35 protein-coding genes are annotated in these 22,414 nt (G+C 39.9%); 2 read left to right on the top strand and 33 right to left on the bottom strand.

The features are described from left to right. Positions 1-50: 50 nt before the first annotated feature. Together CYK55_RS00870 and CYK55_RS00865 are read right to left on the bottom strand one after the other, a co-directional pair. Complete coding sequence (locus CYK55_RS00870) at positions 51-1,733, bottom strand: DAK2 domain-containing protein (RefSeq protein WP_034689397.1); 1,683 nt, start codon at positions 1,731-1,733, stop codon at positions 51-53. 51 nt (positions 1,734-1,784) lie between these two features. After that, positions 1,785-2,147, bottom strand: coding sequence for an Asp23/Gls24 family envelope stress response protein (locus CYK55_RS00865; RefSeq protein WP_010720424.1), 363 nt, complete (start codon positions 2,145-2,147; stop codon positions 1,785-1,787). A gap of 271 nt (positions 2,148-2,418) precedes the next feature. Between CYK55_RS00865 and rpmB the strand changes: the two genes are divergently transcribed. Next, on the top strand, positions 2,419-2,607 hold the full coding sequence (gene rpmB, locus CYK55_RS00855) for a 50S ribosomal protein L28 (RefSeq protein ID WP_010734442.1): 189 nt from the start codon (positions 2,419-2,421) through the stop codon (positions 2,605-2,607). Between the two features lie 446 nt (positions 2,608-3,053). Beyond that, on the top strand, positions 3,054-5,726 hold the full coding sequence (locus CYK55_RS00850; protein WP_034689398.1) for a YfhO family protein: 2,673 nt from the start codon (positions 3,054-3,056) through the stop codon (positions 5,724-5,726). Between the two features lie 43 nt (positions 5,727-5,769). On the opposite strand, the gene truA is transcribed toward CYK55_RS00850, so the two are convergent. The 31 genes from truA to rplD all read right to left on the bottom strand — a co-directional run bounded on the left by truA (position 5,770) and on the right by rplD (position 22,396). Beyond that, positions 5,770-6,516 carry a tRNA pseudouridine(38-40) synthase TruA gene (gene truA / locus CYK55_RS00845; protein WP_126133807.1) on the bottom strand — a complete coding sequence of 249 codons (747 nt, stop codon included), beginning with the start codon at positions 6,514-6,516 and terminating at the stop codon, positions 5,770-5,772. Between the two features lie 35 nt (positions 6,517-6,551). After that, positions 6,552-7,349: an energy-coupling factor transporter transmembrane component T family protein gene (locus CYK55_RS00840; protein WP_034689400.1), complete on the bottom strand. Its 798-nt coding sequence runs from the start codon at positions 7,347-7,349 to the stop codon at positions 6,552-6,554. Beyond that, positions 7,339-8,208 carry an energy-coupling factor ABC transporter ATP-binding protein gene (locus tag CYK55_RS00835; RefSeq protein WP_034689401.1) on the bottom strand — a complete coding sequence of 290 codons (870 nt, stop codon included), beginning with the start codon at positions 8,206-8,208 and terminating at the stop codon, positions 7,339-7,341. The genes CYK55_RS00840 and CYK55_RS00835 overlap by 11 nt, the downstream gene beginning before the upstream one ends. After that, complete coding sequence (locus CYK55_RS00830; protein ID WP_034689402.1) at positions 8,184-9,023, bottom strand: energy-coupling factor ABC transporter ATP-binding protein; 840 nt, start codon at positions 9,021-9,023, stop codon at positions 8,184-8,186. The genes CYK55_RS00835 and CYK55_RS00830 overlap by 25 nt, the downstream gene beginning before the upstream one ends. Before the next feature lie 268 nt (positions 9,024-9,291). After that, on the bottom strand, positions 9,292-9,672 hold the full coding sequence (rplQ, locus tag CYK55_RS00825; RefSeq protein ID WP_010734449.1) for a 50S ribosomal protein L17: 381 nt from the start codon (positions 9,670-9,672) through the stop codon (positions 9,292-9,294). A gap of 26 nt (positions 9,673-9,698) precedes the next feature. Then, positions 9,699-10,637 (bottom strand): DNA-directed RNA polymerase subunit alpha, encoded by a 939-nt coding sequence (locus CYK55_RS00820; RefSeq protein ID WP_005880735.1) that lies wholly within the window; start codon positions 10,635-10,637, stop codon positions 9,699-9,701. A 79-nt stretch (positions 10,638-10,716) separates the two neighbouring features. After that, positions 10,717-11,106 carry a 30S ribosomal protein S11 gene (gene rpsK / locus CYK55_RS00815; protein ID WP_010734450.1) on the bottom strand — a complete coding sequence of 130 codons (390 nt, stop codon included), beginning with the start codon at positions 11,104-11,106 and terminating at the stop codon, positions 10,717-10,719. A 27-nt stretch (positions 11,107-11,133) separates the two neighbouring features. After that, on the bottom strand, positions 11,134-11,499 hold the full coding sequence (gene rpsM, locus CYK55_RS00810; protein ID WP_010734451.1) for a 30S ribosomal protein S13: 366 nt from the start codon (positions 11,497-11,499) through the stop codon (positions 11,134-11,136). Between the two features lie 17 nt (positions 11,500-11,516). Beyond that, positions 11,517-11,633, bottom strand: coding sequence for a 50S ribosomal protein L36 (gene rpmJ / locus CYK55_RS00805; protein ID WP_002288710.1), 117 nt, complete (start codon positions 11,631-11,633; stop codon positions 11,517-11,519). A 32-nt stretch (positions 11,634-11,665) separates the two neighbouring features. Continuing rightward, positions 11,666-11,884: a translation initiation factor IF-1 gene (gene infA, locus CYK55_RS00800; RefSeq protein WP_002288695.1), complete on the bottom strand. Its 219-nt coding sequence runs from the start codon at positions 11,882-11,884 to the stop codon at positions 11,666-11,668. Positions 11,885-12,074: 190 nt separating this feature from the next. Continuing rightward, positions 12,075-12,722: an adenylate kinase gene (locus tag CYK55_RS00795; protein ID WP_010734452.1), complete on the bottom strand. Its 648-nt coding sequence runs from the start codon at positions 12,720-12,722 to the stop codon at positions 12,075-12,077. A 59-nt stretch (positions 12,723-12,781) separates the two neighbouring features. Then, on the bottom strand, positions 12,782-14,077 hold the full coding sequence (gene secY, locus CYK55_RS00790) for a preprotein translocase subunit SecY (protein WP_126133806.1): 1,296 nt from the start codon (positions 14,075-14,077) through the stop codon (positions 12,782-12,784). After that, positions 14,077-14,517, bottom strand: coding sequence for a 50S ribosomal protein L15 (gene rplO, locus CYK55_RS00785; RefSeq protein ID WP_010734454.1), 441 nt, complete (start codon positions 14,515-14,517; stop codon positions 14,077-14,079). The genes secY and rplO overlap by 1 nt, the downstream gene beginning before the upstream one ends. A 48-nt stretch (positions 14,518-14,565) precedes the next feature. Further along, positions 14,566-14,745 (bottom strand): 50S ribosomal protein L30, encoded by a 180-nt coding sequence (rpmD, locus tag CYK55_RS00780; protein WP_010734455.1) that lies wholly within the window; start codon positions 14,743-14,745, stop codon positions 14,566-14,568. A gap of 14 nt (positions 14,746-14,759) precedes the next feature. After that, positions 14,760-15,260: a 30S ribosomal protein S5 gene (rpsE, locus tag CYK55_RS00775; protein WP_034689405.1), complete on the bottom strand. Its 501-nt coding sequence runs from the start codon at positions 15,258-15,260 to the stop codon at positions 14,760-14,762. A 20-nt stretch (positions 15,261-15,280) separates the two neighbouring features. Beyond that, positions 15,281-15,637, bottom strand: a complete 357-nt coding sequence (rplR, locus tag CYK55_RS00770) for a 50S ribosomal protein L18 (protein ID WP_034689408.1) — start codon at positions 15,635-15,637, stop codon at positions 15,281-15,283. Positions 15,638-15,800: 163 nt separating this feature from the next. Next, positions 15,801-16,337, bottom strand: coding sequence for a 50S ribosomal protein L6 (rplF, locus tag CYK55_RS00765; protein WP_034689409.1), 537 nt, complete (start codon positions 16,335-16,337; stop codon positions 15,801-15,803). A gap of 31 nt (positions 16,338-16,368) precedes the next feature. Continuing rightward, entirely contained in the window at positions 16,369-16,767 is a 399-nt protein-coding gene (gene rpsH, locus CYK55_RS00760) for a 30S ribosomal protein S8 (protein ID WP_010734459.1), read from the bottom strand. A gap of 36 nt (positions 16,768-16,803) precedes the next feature. Beyond that, positions 16,804-16,989 carry a type Z 30S ribosomal protein S14 gene (locus CYK55_RS00755; protein WP_002356214.1) on the bottom strand — a complete coding sequence of 62 codons (186 nt, stop codon included), beginning with the start codon at positions 16,987-16,989 and terminating at the stop codon, positions 16,804-16,806. An 18-nt stretch (positions 16,990-17,007) separates the two neighbouring features. Then, positions 17,008-17,547, bottom strand: a complete 540-nt coding sequence (rplE, locus tag CYK55_RS00750) for a 50S ribosomal protein L5 (RefSeq protein ID WP_034689410.1) — start codon at positions 17,545-17,547, stop codon at positions 17,008-17,010. 28 nt (positions 17,548-17,575) lie between these two features. After that, the gene (rplX, locus tag CYK55_RS00745) at positions 17,576-17,884 is read right to left on the bottom strand and encodes a 50S ribosomal protein L24 (protein ID WP_010734461.1); all 309 of its coding nucleotides are present in this window, start codon (positions 17,882-17,884) and stop codon (positions 17,576-17,578) included. A 36-nt stretch (positions 17,885-17,920) separates the two neighbouring features. After that, positions 17,921-18,289, bottom strand: a complete 369-nt coding sequence (gene rplN, locus CYK55_RS00740) for a 50S ribosomal protein L14 (protein WP_010734462.1) — start codon at positions 18,287-18,289, stop codon at positions 17,921-17,923. A gap of 57 nt (positions 18,290-18,346) precedes the next feature. Further along, positions 18,347-18,613 carry a 30S ribosomal protein S17 gene (gene rpsQ, locus CYK55_RS00735; RefSeq protein WP_010734463.1) on the bottom strand — a complete coding sequence of 89 codons (267 nt, stop codon included), beginning with the start codon at positions 18,611-18,613 and terminating at the stop codon, positions 18,347-18,349. A gap of 24 nt (positions 18,614-18,637) precedes the next feature. Beyond that, on the bottom strand, positions 18,638-18,826 hold the full coding sequence (gene rpmC / locus CYK55_RS00730; protein ID WP_002288664.1) for a 50S ribosomal protein L29: 189 nt from the start codon (positions 18,824-18,826) through the stop codon (positions 18,638-18,640). Continuing rightward, positions 18,816-19,250 carry a 50S ribosomal protein L16 gene (gene rplP, locus CYK55_RS00725; RefSeq protein ID WP_010734464.1) on the bottom strand — a complete coding sequence of 145 codons (435 nt, stop codon included), beginning with the start codon at positions 19,248-19,250 and terminating at the stop codon, positions 18,816-18,818. The genes rpmC and rplP overlap by 11 nt, the downstream gene beginning before the upstream one ends. Positions 19,251-19,252: 2 nt before the next feature. Then, positions 19,253-19,909 (bottom strand): 30S ribosomal protein S3, encoded by a 657-nt coding sequence (rpsC, locus tag CYK55_RS00720; RefSeq protein WP_010734465.1) that lies wholly within the window; start codon positions 19,907-19,909, stop codon positions 19,253-19,255. 13 nt (positions 19,910-19,922) lie between these two features. Next, entirely contained in the window at positions 19,923-20,270 is a 348-nt protein-coding gene (rplV, locus tag CYK55_RS00715) for a 50S ribosomal protein L22 (RefSeq protein ID WP_010734466.1), read from the bottom strand. 22 nt (positions 20,271-20,292) lie between these two features. Then, positions 20,293-20,571: a 30S ribosomal protein S19 gene (rpsS, locus tag CYK55_RS00710; RefSeq protein ID WP_034689411.1), complete on the bottom strand. Its 279-nt coding sequence runs from the start codon at positions 20,569-20,571 to the stop codon at positions 20,293-20,295. Positions 20,572-20,613: 42 nt separating this feature from the next. Continuing rightward, on the bottom strand, positions 20,614-21,444 hold the full coding sequence (gene rplB, locus CYK55_RS00705) for a 50S ribosomal protein L2 (RefSeq protein ID WP_010734468.1): 831 nt from the start codon (positions 21,442-21,444) through the stop codon (positions 20,614-20,616). 38 nt (positions 21,445-21,482) lie between these two features. Beyond that, entirely contained in the window at positions 21,483-21,773 is a 291-nt protein-coding gene (rplW, locus tag CYK55_RS00700) for a 50S ribosomal protein L23 (protein ID WP_034689412.1), read from the bottom strand. Continuing rightward, positions 21,773-22,396 (bottom strand): 50S ribosomal protein L4, encoded by a 624-nt coding sequence (rplD, locus tag CYK55_RS00695; RefSeq protein WP_034689413.1) that lies wholly within the window; start codon positions 22,394-22,396, stop codon positions 21,773-21,775. The genes rplW and rplD overlap by 1 nt, the downstream gene beginning before the upstream one ends. Positions 22,397-22,414 lie beyond the last annotated feature (18 nt).

Below are 22,414 nucleotides of genomic sequence, written 5' to 3'. Positions count from 1 at the left end.
GAAGATCCTTTCAAATGATTTTCTGCTTTATCTATTGGCTTCAGGCTGTATTATTCAGCAGAAAATAAATAAGGATAGACAGGTTGATCTCCTTGATGGATCTCGATTTCTAACTCAGGATATTTGTCGCTCAGTTGATCCGCAAATGCTTGTGCTTGTTCTGCAGACCCGTCTTCTCCGGTTAATATCGTGACGATCTCAGTATCCTCGTTGATCATTTGCTCTAATGTAGCAAGTGATGTCGCTAAGATATCTGGATTAGAGATCACGATTTTCCCATCGATCATCCCTAAGAAATCACCTTCTGTGATTTTCACTCCGTCAATCATCGTGTCGCGGATCGCATGTGTCACTTGACCACTGACAACACTTGAAAGCACATCTGTCATCGTTTCTTTATTTTCTTCTAACGTTGCTTGTTCATTGAAGGACAACATCGCTGTTAATCCTTGAGAAACTGTTTTTGATGGAACAACAGCAACTGGAAGTTCAGCCACTTCAGCCGCTTGATCAGCTGCCATAAAGATATTTTTGTTATTCGGTAAGATGATGACTTTATCTGCATTCACTTCATTGATCGCTTTCACGATATCTTCCGTACTTGGATTCATCGTCTGTCCACCACTGATCACGTAGTTTGCTCCTAGACTTTCAAATAACTCTTGCACACCTTTCCCGGCTGCGATGGCAACGATCCCGTAAGGTACACGAGGCTTCGTTTGTGCAACCGGCGCTGAAGGGGCTTGATCATGTTCTAAGATCGTTTCGTGTTGCAAACGCATGTTGTCCACTTTGACTTTCACTAAGGAACCAAATTTCTGTCCGTAATTCATGACTTCCCCAGGGTTTTCTGTATGAACGTGTACTTTGATGATTTCATCGTCATTGACCACTAACAGGGAATCCCCAAGGCCATCTAGATAGTTACGAAACTCTTCATAATCAAATGTACTATCTACAGTTGGACCTTCACCGATCTTCACCATGATTTCTGTACAGTAACCATAATGGATATCCTCAGTTGCTAACTGACCTTGCACACTACGATGATGCTCTGCATTTACCATATCGTCCATTTGAGCAGGAGATGGTTCATAGACCTCGTCTGCTTGGTATTCACCATTCAACGCAGTTAAAAAACCTTCGTATACGAATAATAGTCCTTGACCGCCACTATCTACAACGCCTACTTCTTTTAATACAGGCAACAAATCAGGTGTTTTTGCTAACGCACGTTTTCCACCTTTAACGACCGCAGTCATGACTTCGATCACATCATCTGTTGATTTTGCTTTTTTCTCACCAGCTTTGGCAGCTTCTCTTGCGACTGTCAGGATCGTTCCTTCGACAGGTTTCATTACTGCTTTATAAGCTGTTTCGACCCCATGAGTAAAAGCTGCAGCTAAATCTATTGCTGTCAAAACAGTCACATCAGGGATTTGTTTTGAAAAACCACGGAACAACTGAGATAAAATAACCCCAGAGTTTCCTCTTGCCCCCATCAATAAACCTTTAGATAACAGCGCTGCTAATTCTCCTACCTTTTCAGAGGTAGAATCGACAACGGCTTTTGCACCACTTGTCATTGATAAATTCATATTGGTACCGGTATCTCCATCGGGAACCGGGAATACATTTAGGGAATTGACGTATTCTGCATTTTTTTGTAGCCGATTCGCACCGGACTGAACCATTTCCTGGAATTGGCTTGCACTAATTTCTGTTACACTCACCTAGATAATCCTCCTTCAGATCGACTGCTGAACAGTCAGCAAGTCTCCTGCCTAGTCTGGCAGTACACGAACACCTTGCACGAAGACATTTACTGAATTGGCTGTAACACCTAGTAAAGTCTCCAAGTTATATTTCACTTTTTCTTGGACATTACGAGAAACTTCTGAAATTTTTGTGCCATAACTAATGATTGTATAAACATCTACTGCGATCCCATTAGCTTCTTGGCGGACAACTACTCCTCTTGAGTAATTTTCTTTACGTAAAATTTCAGTGATATTATCTTTGATTTGATTCTTGCTAGCCATTCCTACAACACCAAATACATCTGTTGCGGCACCACCAACAACTGTTGCGATGACATCATTGGTAATTTCAATGGTTCCAGCTGACGTTTGAATTTTTACAGCCATGAATGAGCCTCCTTAACGGGTAAAATATTCCCATTTTTCTACTATCACATTTTATCATAGCGTCAACCGAAATAAAAGGTTGTTCCCTTAAAGTACTCAAAAACCATTGAAAAAAATTAGGAAAAGACTTTGTTCACGTTACAATTAATCACTGAAAATGTCAATCAATTCTATGAAAATATGCTTGCAAATTCCTACGCCATATGATATGTTATTCTGGTATGAGCTGAAGTTACTATTGCTCCAAATCAAGGCAAAGGAGGAAATTTACATGGCAAAAGTTTGTTACTTTACAGGTCGCAAGACAAAAAGTGGAAACAACCGTTCACATGCGATGAACTCAACAAAACGTACAGTTAAACCTAACTTACAAAAAGTTCGCGTATTGATTGACGGCAAACCTAAAAAAGTTTGGGTGTCAACTCGTGCGTTGAAATCAGGAAAAGTTGAACGCGTATAATTGAATAAAATGATTTGAACCGTTCAACAAAATGAACGGTTTTTATTTTTTGCAAATCATTATCAAATGTGAGACATTTCCTCAACTACATGAAACTTAAGAAGAAAAAATAAAAAAGGCTTAAAACAATCAATCACCCAGATAATTGTTTTAAGTCTTCTTTTATGTGCCACTACCTCTCAGATAGTGATAAGTATATGTTTTTTTATAATTGTTACAAATAAAACATAACGTATTTGCAAACGCCTGTCAACACTTTATTTTAAAGTATAAAGTGTTTTCTTATTTTGTGCTATTTTCTTGATGTAAATGTAATTTTAACTCACGAATGTTATTTAATTCCAAATGTAATTTTTTTATGAATTTGGTTGTATTTTCAGCAAGTAAAATCATGAATGTGATAAACTAATTATAACTTCAAATAGAAATTTGGTGACTGAATTGTAATGAAAAAAACATTGAAAAAATTCTTAAAAGAAAACGGCCGCTATGCAGCTGCTAGCTTTTTTATCCCTTTGCTGATTCTTTTATTGGTTTATTTAAGTATCGGTATTTATCCAGGAAGTGATCGGAGCATCTTGGCTAGTGATGCTTTCTCACAATTTTCAAACTTTCATGCAAGCTTCCGTAATATGTTGTTAGGGAAACAAAGCATTTTTTACACGTGGAATGCCTCACTTGGTTTAAATTATCTATCATTGATTTCTTATTATTTAGGTGGACTTTTCACACCACTCGTTTTATTGTTCCCGAATCAATTGATGCCAGATGCCTTGTATCTCATCACCTTACTAAAAGTTGGTTCAGCAGGTTTATCCTTCTGGTTTCTAGCACGTACCTATCGTATTCCTCATTGGGGGCAAGTCGCATTAAGTATCAGTTATGCGTCGATTTCATTTATCACTGCCCATTCAGAGATCATCATGTGGTTAGACACCTTTATCTATCTTCCTCTGATCATTTTAGGCATCCATCGTGTGATGGATCAAAAGAAACCTATTTTATTGTTTGTTAGTTACTTGCTTTTGTTCTTATCCAGTTTTTATATGGGCTTCATGGTCGGGCTTTTCTCCTTTTTATACTTTGTTACACGACTACTGACGAATTGGCGGAGGTACAAAGGAACGATTTTACCTTATGGGATCACCTCTTTATTAGCAGGAGGTGCATCGATGGTGATCATCCTGCCTGCCATTCTCGATCTACGTGCCAATGGCGAAGCGTTGACGCAGATCACTTCATTGAAGACGGAAGCAACTTCTTATTTAGATTTATTGATGAAAAACATGGTGGGAGTTTATGACACGACGAAATATGGATCGATCCCGTTTATCTATGCTGGATTGTTTCCTTTAGCATTATGCCTCTTGTATTTTGTCAGTCGCAAATTCCCCTTGAAAAATAAATTGTTGTTCGGTGGGCTATTCACGATCTTGATTGCTAGCTTCTATTTCGTCCCTTTGAATTTATTCTGGCATGGGATGCACGCACCAAATATGTTCTTATTCCGTTATGCCTATCTCTTTTCGTTTCTCGTACTCTTGTTAGCAGCCCATAGTTGGGAACAGTTACAGGAGAAGGATCATAAACGATTGCTAGGCGTCATTATTGTACTAGCGGCTGCTTTTGCTACAGCTTGGGGAATCAAACCAGATGGCAGTTACACGTATGTCACGCTCACATCCTTTGTTTTGACATTAGTCTTTTTAGCACTCTACGCATTGACGATTGGTTTATTCCAACAACACCCATTTGATCTGAAACGTTTGAGTATTCTTCTGTTACTATTGATGACAGCAGAAGCCGCAGTCAATACTAACAGTATGATACATGGCATTCTCGATGATTGGAATTATGCCTCAAGAAGTTTGTATACCGAACCTTATCCTGAGATCAAAACGTTAGTTGATGCCTCGAAAAAGGATTCCGATACGTTTTATCGATTAGAAAACCTTGATCCTGTTTCACCGAATGATTCGATCAATTATGGTTATAGTGGAATCAGTATGTTCTCCTCAATCAGAAATCGAAACTCTTCCTCTTACTTGGATACTTTAGGATTCCGTTCTAGAGGAACAAATTTGAACATTCGCTACAATAATAATACCTTGTTGATGGATGGATTTACGGGAATCAAATACAATATTGCTAAAAACGACAGTAGTTTTAATAAATACGGCTTCCAATCCGTCGAACAAACGGACAACTATACTTTGTACGAAAATAGTAATGCTGTGCCATTAGCCTTTAAAGCACCTTTGACGATCAATAAGATCGAACAGCCGATAGGTGATAATCTAACCAGTCAAACAAATTTGATGAATGCTCTTTCTGGGTTGAATCAATCATTCTTTACGTTTTACAAACCAACCCTAAAAAGTCAACAGAACACGAAGATCACAACAACGACAAATGGGGTCACTTATAGTGAAACAGCGAATAATCAACCAAAAGAATTGACTTGGGAAGTCCAAGTACCTGCGAATACCCAAGCATATCTCAGCCTGTTTCCAACGAATTTCGCACAATTAGAAAGCTCTACAGCAACTATTACTGTCAATGGTGTATCTAGAAAATCTCAAATTAACATTACTGGTCAATATTATGATTTAGGATATTATCCGCAAGACACAACGGTTACCTTCACTGCAAGCTTCTATGGGACCAAAGAAGTTAGCTTTATGGAACCTCAAGTGGTCGGACTTGATGTCGTGGCATATCAAGCCGCAATCAACCAGATCAGAAATAATAGCGTAGAGATGACTACTACCGGTCGAACAGCTACAGGAACCGTTCATGCGACTGAAAAAACGATGGTAGTCACGACTATCCCTTATGATGGTGGTTGGACTGCTAAAATCGATGGCGAAAAAGTCCCTGTGAAGAAATTCCAAGATGCCTTTTTGATGGTGGAAGTTCCTGAAGGTGAACATACGATTACTTTTAGCTACATGCCAAAAGGATTCATTCCTGGATTACTTCTCTTTATTGGATGTATTTCCTTTTTTATCTTGTATCTATGGTACCTTCGTAGACGTCAGTCGTTTCGCGGCGTCATTGATCCTATAAACGAAAGCGATGATCACCGTCCAAGACGTGAACGTCGTCGTACAAGATAAAAAAAGCGTTTCGGTGATTGCCGAAACGCTTTTTTCTTGTATGCTATTCATATTTTACTTCGTATAGGTATAACCCTTCCGGATGAGCAGTCGGACCCGCTGCATTGCGGTCTTTTTTTGCAATGAGTTCCGGCAGACAATCCTCTGGTAAACGATCGTTGCCTATTTTTAACAACGTACCAACTAAAATACGGATCATTTTATAAAGGAAGCCATCACCACGAAATGTAAACGTCAACTCATCGCCTGCTTCATTGACCTGTAAGCTGGCTTCATAGATAGTCCGTACTTTATCCTCAACGGAACTTCCAGAAGCACAAAATGAAGTGAAATCATGCGTACCAAGTAAATCAGGCAATGCTCGTTCAATCTTTGCTACATCTATTGGATAAGGAAAATAGCTCGCATAGTGTCTACGAAAGGGACTACGTGGTTTTCCGATATCTACTTTGAATTGATAGGTTTTTTCTTTCACTAGATAGCGTGCGTGAAAAGTTTCTGGCACAATCTCCACACTTTTTACTGCAATATCTTCTGGCGACTGCGTATCTAATCCAAAACGCATACGTTCCAAAGGTCGCTCTTCTGGATAATCAAAGTGGATGACTTGCCCGATTGCATGAACCCCTGCATCTGTCCGTCCAGATCCGAAAATCGTGATTTCTTTTCCATTTGCCATCTTTTTTAAGGTTTTTTCCAGTTCTTCTTGGACCGTTCGTCCGTTAGGTTGTTTCTGAAAACCATTGAACTGGGTACCATCATAGGCAATGATTGCTTTATAGCGTACCATTCATCTTCCCCTGTTCTCATTCATCTTTGATAGGTTTAGCTACGGATAAACACTAGTAGGATGGTCATGAGCCCAAAAGCAACCATAACAACAGTGTCTTGTAAGTGCCAGTGAAGGATACGGTATTTTGTCCGACCTTCTCCACCTTGGTAGCCTCTTGCTTCCATCGCTGTAGCCAGATCTTCCGCACGATTGAAACTGCTGACAAATAGCGGAATCAGTAAAGGAATCACCGCTTTCATTTTTTGCACTAGACTTCCTTCGCCAAAGTCAACACCACGTGCGCGCTGTGCATTCATGATTTTTTCGGTTTCGTCCATCAATGTCGGCACAAAACGTAAAGCGATCGAAAGCATCAATGATACTTCATGCACTGGAAAGCGAACAACTTTCAATGGTCGTAACAAATATTCGATCGCATCGGATAATTCTAAAGGTGGCGTTGTCAGTGTCAATAAAGTAGACATAAAAATAATCAAAACAAACCGACAAAAAATGAATAGCCCGTTCATTACACCAAATTGAGTGATATTGAAAATCCCCCAACTCCAATACGTTTCTCCACCACTTGTAAACAGTACTTGTAATCCTACAGTGAATAGGATCAACCAGATCAACGGACGGATGCCTCGAATAAAGAATTTGATATCTACTTTTGACAAGAAAACAGCAAATAAAGTAAACGCCGCTAATAAGGCATATGTCTGCCAGTTATTGGCTAAGAAGATAATGCCAATAAAATAGAAACTTGCTAGTAACTTTGCACGTGGATCTAACCGATGGATAAATGAGTCGCCAGGCATATAACGACCAAAAATCAATTTATTCATCATGAGCAGTACCTCCCACCAGTTTGACCAATTGGTCCGCTAATGCGTCTGCGGTGATCGGCAATTCATTAAAATGAATGCCTTTTACTCGTAGTTCCTCTGCAAACTCAGTGGCTGTTGGTACGCCTAACTGCCGTTCTTTTAACCATTCAAGGTGTTGGAAGACTTCTTTTGGTTCTCCACACTTAACAATGCGACCTTTCTCCAATACATAAACAAAATCGGCATAGTTTGCCACATCATCCATCAAATGGGTGACTAAAACAATCGTGATTTGCTGTTCCTTATGCAACCGCCAGAACATATCCATCATTTCTTTTCTTCCTTGTGGATCTAACCCAGCTGTCGGCTCATCTAAGACGAGAACTTCGGGTTTCATAGCTAGAACACCGGCAATCGCTACACGTCGCATTTGACCACCTGACAGCTCGAAAGGCGAGCGTTCTAAATACGTCTCATCTAAGCCGACTTGTTCTAAGGTCTCCTTTGCTAGTAGAGTCGCCTCTTCCTCACTTACACCAAAGTTTTTTGGGCCAAACGCAATATCTCTTGCGACCGTTTCTTCAAACAACTGTGCCTCTGGAAATTGAAAAACAATACCGACTTTTTTTCGAATCGGTTTCAAATTTTTATTATCGGTATCTGGTTTGATCTGACGATCGCCGATTTTGACGGTTCCTTCCGTCGGTTTGATCAACGCATTCAAATGCTGAAGTAAGGTGGATTTCCCACTTCCAGTATGACCCACTAATGCAGTGTAGCTATTTTCTTTGATCAACAAGTCAATATCAAATAAAGCTCGTTGCTCGAATGGTGTGTTCGGTTGGTACGTAAAGTTTACTTTTTCAAAACGGATGTCCATAACCAATCCACCATCCTTTCTTCTGTCATGTATTCTTTAGGCACATCAATGCCACGTTCTTTCAAGGCACTTTTTAGTTTTTCAGGAAAAGGCAAATCTAACCCTAGATTGATTAGTTCAGGTCCGGCAGAGAAAATCTCCTTCGGTGTGCCTTCATTCACTAGTTCGCCTTCTTTCATCACGAAAATACGATTTGCATTGGCTGCTTCATCAATATCATGCGTGATTGAAATAACGGTCAGTTGACTTTCCTCTTTGATTTCTTTGATCGTTGTGATGACTTCTTCACGACCTTCAGGATCTAACATACTTGTTGCTTCATCCAAGATGATGATTTCTGGTCGGAGGGCTACAACACCGGCAATCGCCACACGTTGTTTCTGTCCACCGGAAAGACGAACCGGTTCTCTTGTCGCAAAATCAGACATTCGAACTTTTCCAAGAGCATCTTTCACTCGAACGATCATTTCTTCTCGAGGAATGCCTTGATTCTCTAAACCAAAGGCCACATCATCCTCTACTGTTGACCCAACAAATTGATTGTCCGGATTTTGAAAGACCATGCCGACTTTTTGGCGGATCATCCATATATTCTCTTCATTTAGTATTTGATTACCAACCTTGACCGTCCCAGACTCAGGAAGGAGTAAGCCATTAATCGTTTTTGCAAGCGTTGATTTACCAGAACCATTGTGCCCGATAATCGCGATCCATTCTCCTTTATTGATCGTAAAAGAAACATCTTTCAATGCTGGTCGTAAATCTTCTGGTTGGTATTTGTAATTAATCTTTCCTAATTCAATAATCGGCTCCATAAGTACTCCCTCTTCATCCTAAAGTTCCTATTAACCCTATCAAAAAACTGCTTAGTTTTCAATCATTTCTAATTTTTAAAATGTTTTTTTATACCCTCAAGACTGTCTTGACAGTTAATTGAAGGTACAAAAAAACACTTTATGATGAGTGCATACTCCCCAAACGAATCGCTTGGGGAGCAGCGCTGAGCTAGACTCGGAATAAGTAACTTCCAACATCATAACACTCTAAAAGAATCATCCATAAAGTGATGTTATTAGTGTGATTTTAGACAAGTTCTAAGACAACCATTGGTGCTCCGTCTCCGCGTCTTGGTTCTGTCTTCAAGATACGAGTGTAGCCACCTTGACGTTCAGCATAACGAGGTGCAATATCGTTGAATAACTTTTGTAAAGCTGATTCGATAACGATTTCCTCATTTTCTTCACGCACGCTAGCAACTTCATTACGTACGAAAGCCGCAGCTTGACGACGTGCATGTAAGTCTCCGCGTTTGCCTAAAGTGATCATTTTTTCAGCAGTTGAGCGAACTTCTTTCGCACGAGCTTCTGTAGTCACAATACGTTCATTAATTAATAAGTCAGTTGTTAAATCACGCAACATCGCTTTACGTTGGCTAGATGTGCGTCCTAGTTTACGATAACTCACGTTGGTTTCCCTCCTTCGTAAAAGGTTTAATCTTCTTTACGTAAACCTAAACCTAAGTCATGCAATTTTGCTTTAACTTCTTCCAATGATTTACGTCCTAAGTTACGGACTTTGATCATTTCTGGCTCAGATTTATTCGTAAGTTCTTGTACAGTATTGATTCCTGCACGTTTTAAGCAATTATAAGAGCGAACAGATAAGTCTAATTCTTCAATCGTCATTTCTAACATTTTTTCTTTTTGTGTTTCTTCTTTTTCGACCATGATTTCAGCGTTTTTCGCTTCATCAGTTAGGTTGACAAAGATGTCTAAATGTTCAGTCATGATTTTTGCAGATAAACTCATTGCTTCCAATGGTTCGATTGAACCATCTGTCCAGATCTCCATTGTCAATTTATCAAAATCTTCACGATGTCCAACACGTGTGTTTTCTACTTGGTAGTTGACACGACGTACAGGCGTGTAGATTGAATCGACGGGAAGAACACCAATTGGCATGTCTTCTTTTTTGTTTTCATCTGCTTGAACATAACCACGTCCTGGTTTCACCGTTAGGCGAGCATGGAACGTAGCACCTTCAGATACACTGCAGATGTACATATCTTTGTTAAGAATTTCTACCTCACTATCAACGATAATATCGCCAGCAGTTACTGTAGCAGGTCCGGTAATATCGATTTCAAGGGTTTTTTCTTCTTGACCATACATTTTCAGTGCTAAACCTTTAATGTTCAAGATGATTTGAGTGACGTCTTCTCTAACACCTTTGATGGTAGAGAATTCATGCAGTACACCATCGATTTGAATATTAGTGATGGCAGCACCTGGCAAAGAAGATAATAAAATACGACGTAGGGAATTCCCTAAAGTAGTCCCATACCCTCTTTCAAGAGGTTCAACGATGAACTTGCCATAATCTTTTTCTTCATCAATTTTTGCGATTCTTGGTTTTTCGAACTCAATCATTCTTATCTTTACCCCTTTCAAAACGAAAAGTGTCTTGTTCAATGACGTTACTAATAGAACTCAAAATGAGAGGCACTCATTAAACACGACGGCGTTTTGGAGGGCGGGCACCATTATGAGGAACTGGAGTCACGTCACGAATTGCAGTCACTTCTAAACCTGTTGCTTGTAATGAACGAATTGCTGCTTCACGTCCAGAACCAGGTCCCTTAACTGTTACTTCAACAGTTTTTAATCCGTGTTCCATTGCTGCTTTTGTAGCTGTTTCTGCTGCCATTTGAGCGGCAAAAGGAGTTGATTTTTTGCTTCCTTTGAAGCCTAATGAACCAGCTGATGACCACGCTAAAGCATTTCCGTGAGTATCAGTGATCATGATGATTGTGTTGTTGAATGTAGAGTGGATATGTGCAATCCCAGCTTCTATATTCTTTTTCACACGGCGTTTACGATTCACTTTTTTTGCTACCATGAAGATTTAACCTCCTTCACTTAAGAATTATTTTTTCTTGCCAGCGATAGCGCGAGCTGGGCCTTTACGAGTGCGTGCATTGTTTTTCGTGTTTTGTCCACGAACAGGCAATCCACGACGGTGACGGATTCCACGGTAAGAACCGATTTCCATCAAGCGTTTGATGTTTAAGTTCACTTCACGACGAAGATCCCCTTCAACTTTTAATTTATCTACTTCTGCACGGATAGCATCTGTTTGTTCATTCGTTAATTCACGAACGCGAACATCTTCAGATACGCCAGCATTAGCTAAGATTTGTTTCGCAGTAGTGTTACCAATACCATAGATATAAGTAAGTGAAACTACTACACGTTTATCACGAGGAATATCTACTCCTGCAATACGAGCCATATTTAGTGCACCTCCATTTATCCTTGACGTTGTTTATGTTTTGGATTTGCTGGGCAAATCACCATAACGCGTCCTTTACGACGAATTACTTTACAATGTTCACACATTGGTTTTACTGATGGTCTTACTTTCATGATAATACCTCCTGTAGTTTTACGGAGTACAATTATTTAAAGCGATAAGTAATACGGCCACGGTTTAAATCATATGGAGACAATTCAACCGTCACTTTGTCACCAGGTAGAATACGAATGTAGTGCATACGAATTTTACCTGAAACAGTAGCAAGAACTTGGTGTCCGTTTTCTAGTTCAACTTTAAACATTGCATTCGGCAAAGTTTCGACGACTGTACCTTCGACTTCAATCATATCTTCTTTTGCCACGCACAGTACCTCCTTGTACTTGTTTCGCATTTTCACACGATAAAATGGCGGAAACTGCAGTTCCCACCTCAAAATTCTCAAAATGGATCATCTAGAGGATTCTCTAGAAGTCGGACTGACATATTCTATCATAATTTATTGAACTTGACAAGAGTAACTGCTTAATGCAAGTCGGCTACGGGCAATCGTGCTATTTTTCAATGATTTTTTGGACATCAGTAAATACAGCATCGATTTCACGATCACCATCGATAGTGTGTAGCAAACCTTGTTCTTTATAATAAGCCAAGATTGGTTCACTATTTTTGATGTTGATAGCCAGACGATTTTTAACCGTCTCAGGTTTATCATCTTCTCTTTGATAGAATTCATGCCCACCACAACGATCACATGTGTCTTCAACTTTTGTAGGGTTGAAAATTTTATGGTAAGTTGCTCCACAGTTACGGCAAATGAAGCGGCCTGCTAAACGCTCAACCAAGACTTCTTCACCCACGTGGATATCGATGACAGCATCAATTTGTTTATTTAAATCTTTTAACATTGCATCTAGAGCTTCTGCTTGCTCGATTGTACGAGGAAAGCCATCTAATAAGAAGCCTTTCTCTGTATCGGGTTCTGCTAAACGCTCTTTTACGATTCCATTTGTTACTTCATCAGGAACTAATGCACCTTTATCCATATAAGACTTTGCTTCCAGGCCAAGAGCTGTTTCATTTTTGATAGCTGCACGAAACATATCTCCTGTTGAGATGTGAGGAATCCCATAAGCGTCAATGATTTTTTCAGCTTGTGTTCCTTTACCTGCACCTGGCAGCCCCATTAAAATGAGGTTCATTGCTTTCCCTCCTAATAAATGTGAGAACGTGTGTTGAGGAAAAACCTCAACACGCTTTCTTACTCAATAAAGCCAACATATTTACGTTTCAGCATTAAGCCTTCTAACTGTTTCGCAGTTTCTAAAGCCACACCGATCACGATCAACAGACTTGTACCACCTAATCCGATTGATTGTGGCAGATCCCAAATCATTTGTGCAATGATTGGTAATAATGCCACTAAACCAAGGAATAGTGCTCCGACTGTACTTAATCGCATCAATAAGCTTGAGACATACTCTTCAGTCCCCTTACCAGGGCGTACACTTGGTATATAGCTTCCTTGCTTTTGTAAGTTCTCCGCTAATTTCTCAGGGTTTACTTGAACAAAGGCATAGAAGAATGTAAATGCGACGATCAATACCGTATAAATCGTTGCGCCAGGCACCGTATTATAGTTAAAGATCTCCATCATTATTTTATACCAGTTTTCAGATCCGAATCGGCCACTTAACGCTTGTAACACAGCATTTGGTGTCGCAATAAATGAACTTGCAAAGATAACCGGAATTACCCCAGCAGCATTTACTTTCAACGGTAGATAACTACTTGTTGGCGCACCTGCTATACGTTTTGTGTACTGAATCGGGATCTTACGTTCAGCTTGTTGGAAAAATGTTACGAATGTCACGATTGCTAGAACCGCAACTAGTAAGATGGCAATGAAAATCGCAGATCTCCAGATATCGGAAGAATTGATATTTACGAAGTAATCTTCATAAATTTCACGTACACTTTCCGGTAATCTTGAAATGATCCCTGCAAAGATGATCATTGACACACCGTTACCAATACCTTTTTCAGTGATTTGTTCACCCAACCAAGTAACAAACATCGTTCCTGCAGTTAAGATCAAACCGATCGTTACATAAGTAGAGACATTTGGATTGTTGACAAAACCTAATTGAGCGTATTGGTTAAATCCTGCTGTGATACCGACAGATTGGATAAATGCCAATACTAATGTCAAATACCTTGTTGCCTGATTCAACTTTTTACGACCAACTTCACCTTGTTTCGACCATTCCACAAAACGTGGCACGATATCCATTTGTAATAATTGGATAACGATCGAAGCAGTAATGTAAGGCGAAACCCCCATCGAAAAGATCGAGAAGTTTTGCATTGCACTACCACTTACCAAGTTCAACATGTTGAAAAACGGTAAGCTAGATAGATCTTGTAATGAGCTTGCATTTACGCCGGGAACAGTGATATGTGCCCCTAAACGAAAAACAAAGAGAACAAATACAGTAAAAAGGATTTTCGATCTAATATCTTTGACCTTAAAAGCGTCTTTTAATAGTTTAAGCATTAGATCACCTCAACAGAGCCACCAGCCGCTTCGATTGCTTCTTGTGCTGCTTTAGAGAATTTAGCTGCTTTCACAGTTAACTTTTTGTTCAATTCTCCGTTAGCTAAAACTTTGATTCCAGCTTTTTCGTTTTTCACGATTCCAGCTTCTACTAAAGCAACAGGAGTTACTTCAGCTCCGTCTTCAAAGCGATTCAAGACATCTAAATTAACGACTGCGTAGTCCTTACGGTTAACATTTGTAAATCCACGTTTTGGTAAACGACGGAACAATGGTGTTTGTCCCCCTTCGAATCCTAGACGTACACCACCGCCTGAACGAGCTTTTTGTCCTTTTTGACCACGTCCGGCAGTTTTTCCGTTACCTGAAGAAGTACCACGACCAACACGGTTACGTACTTGGCGTGAACCTTCAGCGGGTTTTAATTCATGAAGTTTCATAGGTTTGGCACCTCCTTAATTGTCCTAATTCTTATTTTATTTGTTTAATTAAACTTCTTCAACGTCCACTAAGTGAGAAACAGTGTTGATCATGCCTTTGATTGCTTCATTAGCAGGCTTAACCACAGAACTGTTAATCTTTGTAAGACCTAACGCTTTAACAGTATCGCGTTGGTTTTGAGGACGTCCGATAATACTGCGTTTTAAAGTTACTTTTAATTCAGCCATTATGTTTGTCCTCCTTATCCGATTAATTCTTCCACTGATTTGCCGCGTAGAGCTGCAACTTCTTCAGCACGTTTTAATTGTTTCAAACCTTCAACAGTTGCGCGAACAACGTTGATTGGTGTGTTTGAGCCTAAAGATTTAGAAGTGATATCTGCTACCCCTGCTAATTCTAATACGGCACGAACTGGTCCACCAGCAGCAACCCCAGAACCTTCAACAGCAGGTTTCATTAGGATTCTACCGCCACTAAAAGCACCAATTACTTCGTGTGGGATTGTTGAACCAACCATAGGTACTTCAATTAAGTTTTTCTTCGCATCTTCAATTGCTTTACGGATCGCTTCAGGTACTTCTTGTGCTTTACCAGTACCAAATCCTACGTGTCCGTTTTTGTCACCGACAACAACTAAAGCAGCAAAACGTAGACGACGTCCACCTTTAACAACTTTTGTTACACGGTTAATTGCAACAACGCGGTCTTCTAATTCCAAATGTTTTGGATCGATATAAACCATGAATGGTATTCCTCCTTCTTCTAAAATTCTAGTCCATTTTCGCGAGCAGCTTCAGCTAAAGCTTGCACACGGCCATGGTAAAGGTATCCACCACGGTCAAAGACTACGACTTTAATGCCTTTTTCAGCTGCGCGTTCAGCAACTAATTTACCGACAGCTTGTGCTGCTTCTGTTTTTGTTCCACCTGAAATTTCTTTATCCAAGGTAGAGGCACTTGCTAGCGTTACACCCGCTACGTCATCAATAAGTTGCGCGTAGATGTTTTTGTTAGAACGAAAAACGTTCAAGCGTGGGCGCTCAGCAGTACCAGAGATAGTGTTACGTACACGACGGTGTCTCTTTTGACGTGTTTTGTTCTTATCTGGTTTTGTAATCACAATTGTCACCTCTTTATTTTTATTTTTCTACTGTCAGACAGTAGAAATGATCAGTTTTGAAAAAATAGAAGCTGCGGCACAAGTAAACTCTCTCTTAATGAAGAAATACTTCAGCAAAATCCTTTTTTCCTGCTGCTGGCTTCTATGAAATTTTTCGAAACGATTATTTACCAGTTTTACCTTCTTTACGGCGTACGAATTCGCCAACATAACGAATACCTTTACCTTTATAAGGTTCTGGAGGACGAGTACCACGGATGTTCGCAGCTAATTCGCCAACTTCTTCTTTGTTCGCACCCTTCACAATTACTTGTGTGTTAGATGGTACTTCAACAGTCACGCCAGCTGGTGGTGTGATTTCTACTGGATGTGAGTAACCAACGTTCAATACAAGTTTTGTTCCTTGCATTTGCGCACGGTACCCAACCCCGATTAATTCTAATCCTTTTTGGAAACCTTCACTAACACCTACAACCATGTTGTTGAAGTTAGCACGAGTTGTTCCATGGATAGTTTTCATTTCTTTACTGTCATTTGGACGAGTGAATGTCACTTCATTTCCTTCGATATTCATTTTGATATCAGCAGAAAATTCACGAGTCAATTCCCCTTTTGGTCCTTTAACTGTAACGTTGTTTCCATCTTGAGTGATAGTTACTCCTTCAGGGATCACAACGATCTTATTTCCAATACGGCTCACTTAAAGACACCTCCTTGTAGATTCTACTTGATTACCATACGTAAGCGATAACTTCGCCGCCGATGTTTTTCTCACGAGCTTCTTTATCAGTGACAACACCTTCAGAAGTCGAAATAATAGCGATACCTAAGCCATTTAAAACTTTTGGCACTTCGCCAGCTTTAACATAAACACGTAAACCTGGTTTAGAAATACGTTTTAAGTTTGTAATAACACGTTCGCCGCTTTTACCGAATTTTAGGAAAACACGGATCACGCCTTGCTTGTCATCTTCGATATATTCAACATCACGGACGAAACCTTCACGTTTCAAGATTTCAGCGATGTCACGTTTAATTTTTGATGCAGGAACTTCTAAAGCCTCATGTTTAACCATGTTTGCATTACGGATACGAGTTAGAAAATCTGCAATTGGATCTGTCATGACCATTGAACTTTTACCTCCTTCTTATGCGAATTTACTTTTTTACCAGCTAGCTTTCTTCACGCCGGGAATTTGACCTTTATAGGCAAGTTCGCGGAAGCAAATACGGCAAAGATGGAACTTACGATAAACTGAATGTGGACGTCCGCAACGTTCGCAACGAGTATAAGCTTGTGTTGAATGTTTTGCAGGACGTTTGTTTTTAGCAATCATTGATTTTTTAGCCACGTAGTTCGCCTCCTTTAATTATTTTTGGAATGGCATGCCTAATTGTGTCAACAACTCACGAGATTCTTCATCTGTGTTCGCTGTCGTTACAATGACGATGTCCATACCACGTACTTTATCTACTAAATCATAATCTACTTCTGGGAAGATCAATTGTTCTTTAATACCTAAAGTGTAGTTTCCACGACCATCAAAGGCTTTTTTACTTACACCATGGAAGTCACGTACACGTGGTAGAGAAACTGATACTAATTTATCTAAAAATTCGTACATTCTTTCTCCGCGTAAGGTAACTTTTGCTCCAATTGGCATTCCTTCACGTAAACGGAATCCAGCGATTGATTTTTTAGCTTTTGTAATCATTGGTTTTTGTCCAGTGATCAAAGTTAGTTCTTCAACTGCTTTGTCTAAGTTTTTAGCGTTTGATACCGCATCACCAACACCCATGTTGATGACGATTTTTTCAACTTTAGGTGTTTGCATAACAGAGCTATAGTTAAATTTTTCCATCAATGATGGAGTTACTTCTTTAAGATATTTTTCTTTTAGGCGGTTCATTCAGTAAGACCCTCCTTCCTTAAACTTTTTATTTATCTAAAACTTCACCGGTTTTTTTAGAAACACGGACTTTTTTTCCGTCTACTTCTTTGTAGCCAACACGGCCAGCTACACCAGTAGAGTCGATGACCATCACGTTAGAAACGTGAAGTGGCGCTTCCATCTCAACAATCCCACCTTGAGGAGCAGCTTGAGAAGGTTTTTGGTGTTTTTTGATCATGTTCACACCTTCGACAACCACTTTATCTTGTTTAGGAAACGCTGCTAACACAACGCCTTCTTTGTTTTTGTCTTTACCGGTGATCACTTTAACTTTATCGCCTTTTTTAACAAACATAACTGTTTCGCACCTCCTTTGTTAAGTGTCTCAAGATTATAAAACTTCTGGTGCTAAAGAAACGATCTTCATGAAGTTGTTTTCACGTAGTTCACGTGCAACTGGCCCAAAGATACGTGTTCCACGAGGGCTTTTATCATCACGAATAATCACTGCAGCATTTTCATCAAACTTGATGTATGAACCGTCTGCACGACGAGCTCCTGATTTTGTACGAACGATAACGGCTTTAACGACGTCACCTTTTTTGACAACCCCACCTGGCGTTGCTTGTTTAACCGTAGCAACGATCACATCACCGATATTCGCAGTTTTGCGACCAGATCCACCAAGGACTTTGATCGTCAAAATTTCACGTGCGCCTGAATTATCAGCGATTCTTAAACGACTTTCTGCTTGGATCACGTTGTGTATCCTCCTTTCAGATTTTGCATTCAATCTACATAGGAAAATCTCGTGTTATTAGATAATAACTGCTTCTTCGACTATTTCCAACAAACGGAAACGTTTTGTAGCTGATAATGGACGAGTTTCCATAATTCTCACGATGTCGCCAACTTTTGCTGTGTTGTTTTCATCATGTACTTTGTACTTCTTAGAGTAGTTCATGCGTTTACCGTAAATAGGGTGGTTTTTCTTTGTTTCGACAGCAACGGTAATTGTTTTATCCATTTTGTCTGATACCACGCGACCTTGATAAACTTTGCGTTGATTTCTTTCTTCAGTCATACGCTTAATGGCCTCCTTCCATAATTACTTAGCTTGTTCACGCAAAACTGTTTTGATGCGTGCAATCGATTTACGTACTTCTTTAATACGTGCAGTGTTTTCTAATTGACCTGTTGCTAATTGGAATCTAAGATTAAACAATTCTTCTTTTAATTGTTTTTCTTGATCAAGCATTTCGGCAGTGGTTAATTCTCTGATTTCTTTAACCTTCATTCGATTCACCACCCATTTCCTCACGTTTTACGATCTTAGTTTTCATTGGTAATTTGTGAGAAGCTAAACGTAATGCTTCACGAGCTACTTCTTCAGATACGCCTGCGATTTCAAACATGATTTTACCACGTTTTACTGGTGCAACCCATCCTTCAGGAGCCCCTTTACCTTTACCCATACGAACGCCGATCGCTTTAGATGTATATGATTTATGAGGGAAAATTTTGATCCATACTTTCCCGCCACGTTTCATGTAACGAGTCATAGCAATACGAGAAGCTTCGATCTGACGGTTTGTGATCCAGTGTGATTCAACAGCTTGTAAGCCGTATTCACCGAATGCTACTTCTTTTCCGCCTTTTGCTTCACCACGCATTTTTCCGCGGAATTCACGACGGTGTTTTACACGTTTAGGTACTAACATGTTTATTTCCCTCCTTTCTCAGTGTTTTTTTTAGTTGGAAGAATTTCTCCACGATAGATCCACACTTTAACTCCTAGTTTTCCGTATGTTGTATCTGCTTCTTCCCATGCGTAATCAATATCCGCACGCAAAGTGTGAAGAGGAACTGTTCCTTCTGAGTATCCTTCTGAACGAGCGATATCCGCTCCGTTTAGACGTCCAGATACTTGAGTTTTGATCCCTTTAGCGCCAGAACGCATTGAACGTTGGATGGCTTGTTTTTGAGCGCGACGGAATGCAACACGGTTTTCTAATTGACGTGCAATTCCTTCACCTACTAATTTAGCATCTAAATCTGGTTTTTTGATTTCCACGATGTTGATATGGATTCTTTTACCAGTTAATTTGTTTAATTCTTTTCTTAGGTTTTCGACTTCAGATCCGCCTTTACCAATAACCATACCTGGTTTAGCTGTGTGGATTGAAATGTTTACGCGGCCAGTTGCGCGTTCGATTTCAATTGTTGATACAGCAGCATCAGCAAGTCTAGTTGAAATAAATTTACGGATTCTTAAATCTTCGTGTAAGAACTCTGCATACTCTTTTTCAGCAAACCATTTTGCATCCCAGTCGCGGATGATGCCTACACGCATTCCAATTGGATGTACTTTTTGACCCACAGATTATCCCTCCTTATTTTTCTGATACGACTACCGTGATATGACTTGTACGTTTGTTGATTGGTGAAGCTGAACCTTTTGCACGAGGACGGAAACGTTTCATTGTTGGTCCTTCGTTAACAAATGCTTCAGATACTACCAAGTTCTCAACATCTAAGTCAAAGTTATTTTCTGCATTTGCAATTGCTGACATCAATACTTTCTCGATGATCCCAGCAGATTTGTTTGGTGTGAATTTCAAGATTGAAATTGCATCCGCAACACTCTTACCTCTGATAAGGTCAATTACTAGACGCGCTTTACGAGGTGAAGTGCGAACTGTTTTTGCAGTTGCTTTAGCTGATGTGATTTGTTCTGCCATTTGCTTTTATCCTCCCCTCGAATTAGCGTTTCGTTTTCTTATCGTCAGCGACATGCCCACGATAAGTTCTAGTTGGTGCGAATTCGCCTAATTTGTGTCCTACCATATCTTCTTGGATGTAAACTGGTACGTGTTTACGTCCATCATATACTGCGATGGTATATCCAACAAAACTTGGGAAAATTGTCGAACGACGAGACCAAGTTTTGATTACTTTTTTCTTACCGACCTTAGCTTGAGCTGTAACTTTTTTCATTAAATGCTCATCAACGAAAGGTCCTTTCTTTAAACTACGACCCATGGTGAACCTCCTCTCAAAATGTGCGACACATGGTCAAAGTAATTATTTATTTTTACGACGAACGATAAGTTTGTCTGATTTAGCTTTCTTGTTACGAGTTTTGTAACCAAGCGCTGGTTGACCCCAAGGAGAAACTGGAGCTTTACGTCCGATTGGAGCTTTACCTTCACCACCACCGTGTGGGTGATCGTTAGGGTTCATTACGCTACCACGTACAGTTGGGCGTTTACGCATCCAACGAGAGCGGCCAGCTTTACCAATATTGATAAGTTCGTGTTGTTCGTTACCTACAGAACCGATTGTTGCACGGCATGCAGCTAAGATCATGCGAACTTCACCAGAGTTCAAGCGGATCAATACGTATTTGCCTTCTTTACCAAGTACTTGAGCACTTGTACCAGCAGAACGGATCAATTGTCCACCTTTTCCAGGTTTCATTTCAATATTGTGGATCACAGTACCAACTGGAATGTTTTCTAAAGGAAGAGCATTTCCGACTTTGATATCTGCTTCTGGACCTGAAACAAGTTTCATTCCAACTTGTAGTCCTTTTGGTGCTAAGATGTAAGCTTTCACTCCATCTTCATAATGTACTAACGCGATGTTAGCTGAACGGTTCGGATCATATTCGATCGTTTGAACAGTAGCAACAACGTTGTCTTTGTTACGTTTGAAATCGATCACGCGGTATTGGCGTTTGTGTCCGCCACCTTGATGACGTACAGTGATGCGGCCGTTGTTATTACGTCCAGCATGGTTTTTCAATGGTTGTAACAATGTTTTTTCAGGTGTTGATGTTGTGATTTCAGCAAAATCAGAACCTGTCATGTTACGACGGCCATTTGTGGTAGGTTTGTACTTTTTAATCGCCACGTTTTCCCCTCCTAATTTAATCAGTTAACGAACAGTGCTTATTCAGCAGCGTCGAATAATTGGATTTCTTTTGAATCTTCAGTTAATGTAACGATCGCTTTGCGACGTTTTTTCGTATATCCTGCATATTTGCCCATACGTTTGAATTTCGCACGTACGTTCACGATGTTCACGTTTTTGACTTTTACGTCAAAAGCAGCTTCAACCGCTTGTTTTACTAAAGTTTTGTTTGCGCGAGTGTCTACTTCGAAAGTATATTTCTTGTCATCCATGGCAAGCATTGATTTCTCAGTGATCACTGGGCGTTTGATTACGTCTAGTAAGTTCATTATGCAAGCACCTCCTCAATTTGAGTAAGAGCAGTTTGTGTTGCTAAAACTTTTGTATTTGATACAACATCTAGAACGCTAACGTTATCAGAAGTTACTACAGAAACGTTTGATAAGTTACGTGCAGATAAAGCTGCAAAGTCGTTACCAGGTTCTAGTACAACCAATACTTTAGAGTCAATAGATAATTTAGCAAGAACTTCTTTGAATTCTTTTGTTTTTGGTGCATCAAAGTTTAATCCTTCGATTGCTACCAAGTTGTTTTCAGCAACTTTTTCTGACAATACAGATTTCATTGCTAGACGACGAACTTTTTTAGGAAGTTTGTAGCTGTAAGAACGTGGTGTTGGTCCGAAAACTACGCCACCTCCACGCCATTGTGGTGAACGGATTGATCCTTGACGAGCACGACCAGTTCCTTTTTGGCGCCATGGTTTACGGCCACCGCCTCGAACAGCGCTACGGTTTTTAACCGCATGAGTTCCTTGTCTTAATGATGCGCGTTGCATAACGATTGCGTCGTAAACAACACTTTCATTTGGTTCAATTCCGAAGATTTCTTCGTTAAGAGTGATTTCACCGTTTTGGCTTCCATCTTGTTTGAATAATGCTACATTCGGCATTCCTTAGTTCCTCCTTTC

It is taken from the genome of Enterococcus mundtii, assembly GCF_003957375.1.
Taxonomy (GTDB): domain Bacteria; phylum Bacillota; class Bacilli; order Lactobacillales; family Enterococcaceae; genus Enterococcus_B; species Enterococcus_B spodopteracolus.
Note: the sequence above shows the minus strand (reverse complement) of the source record. Positions and strands in the feature narration are given on the sequence as shown.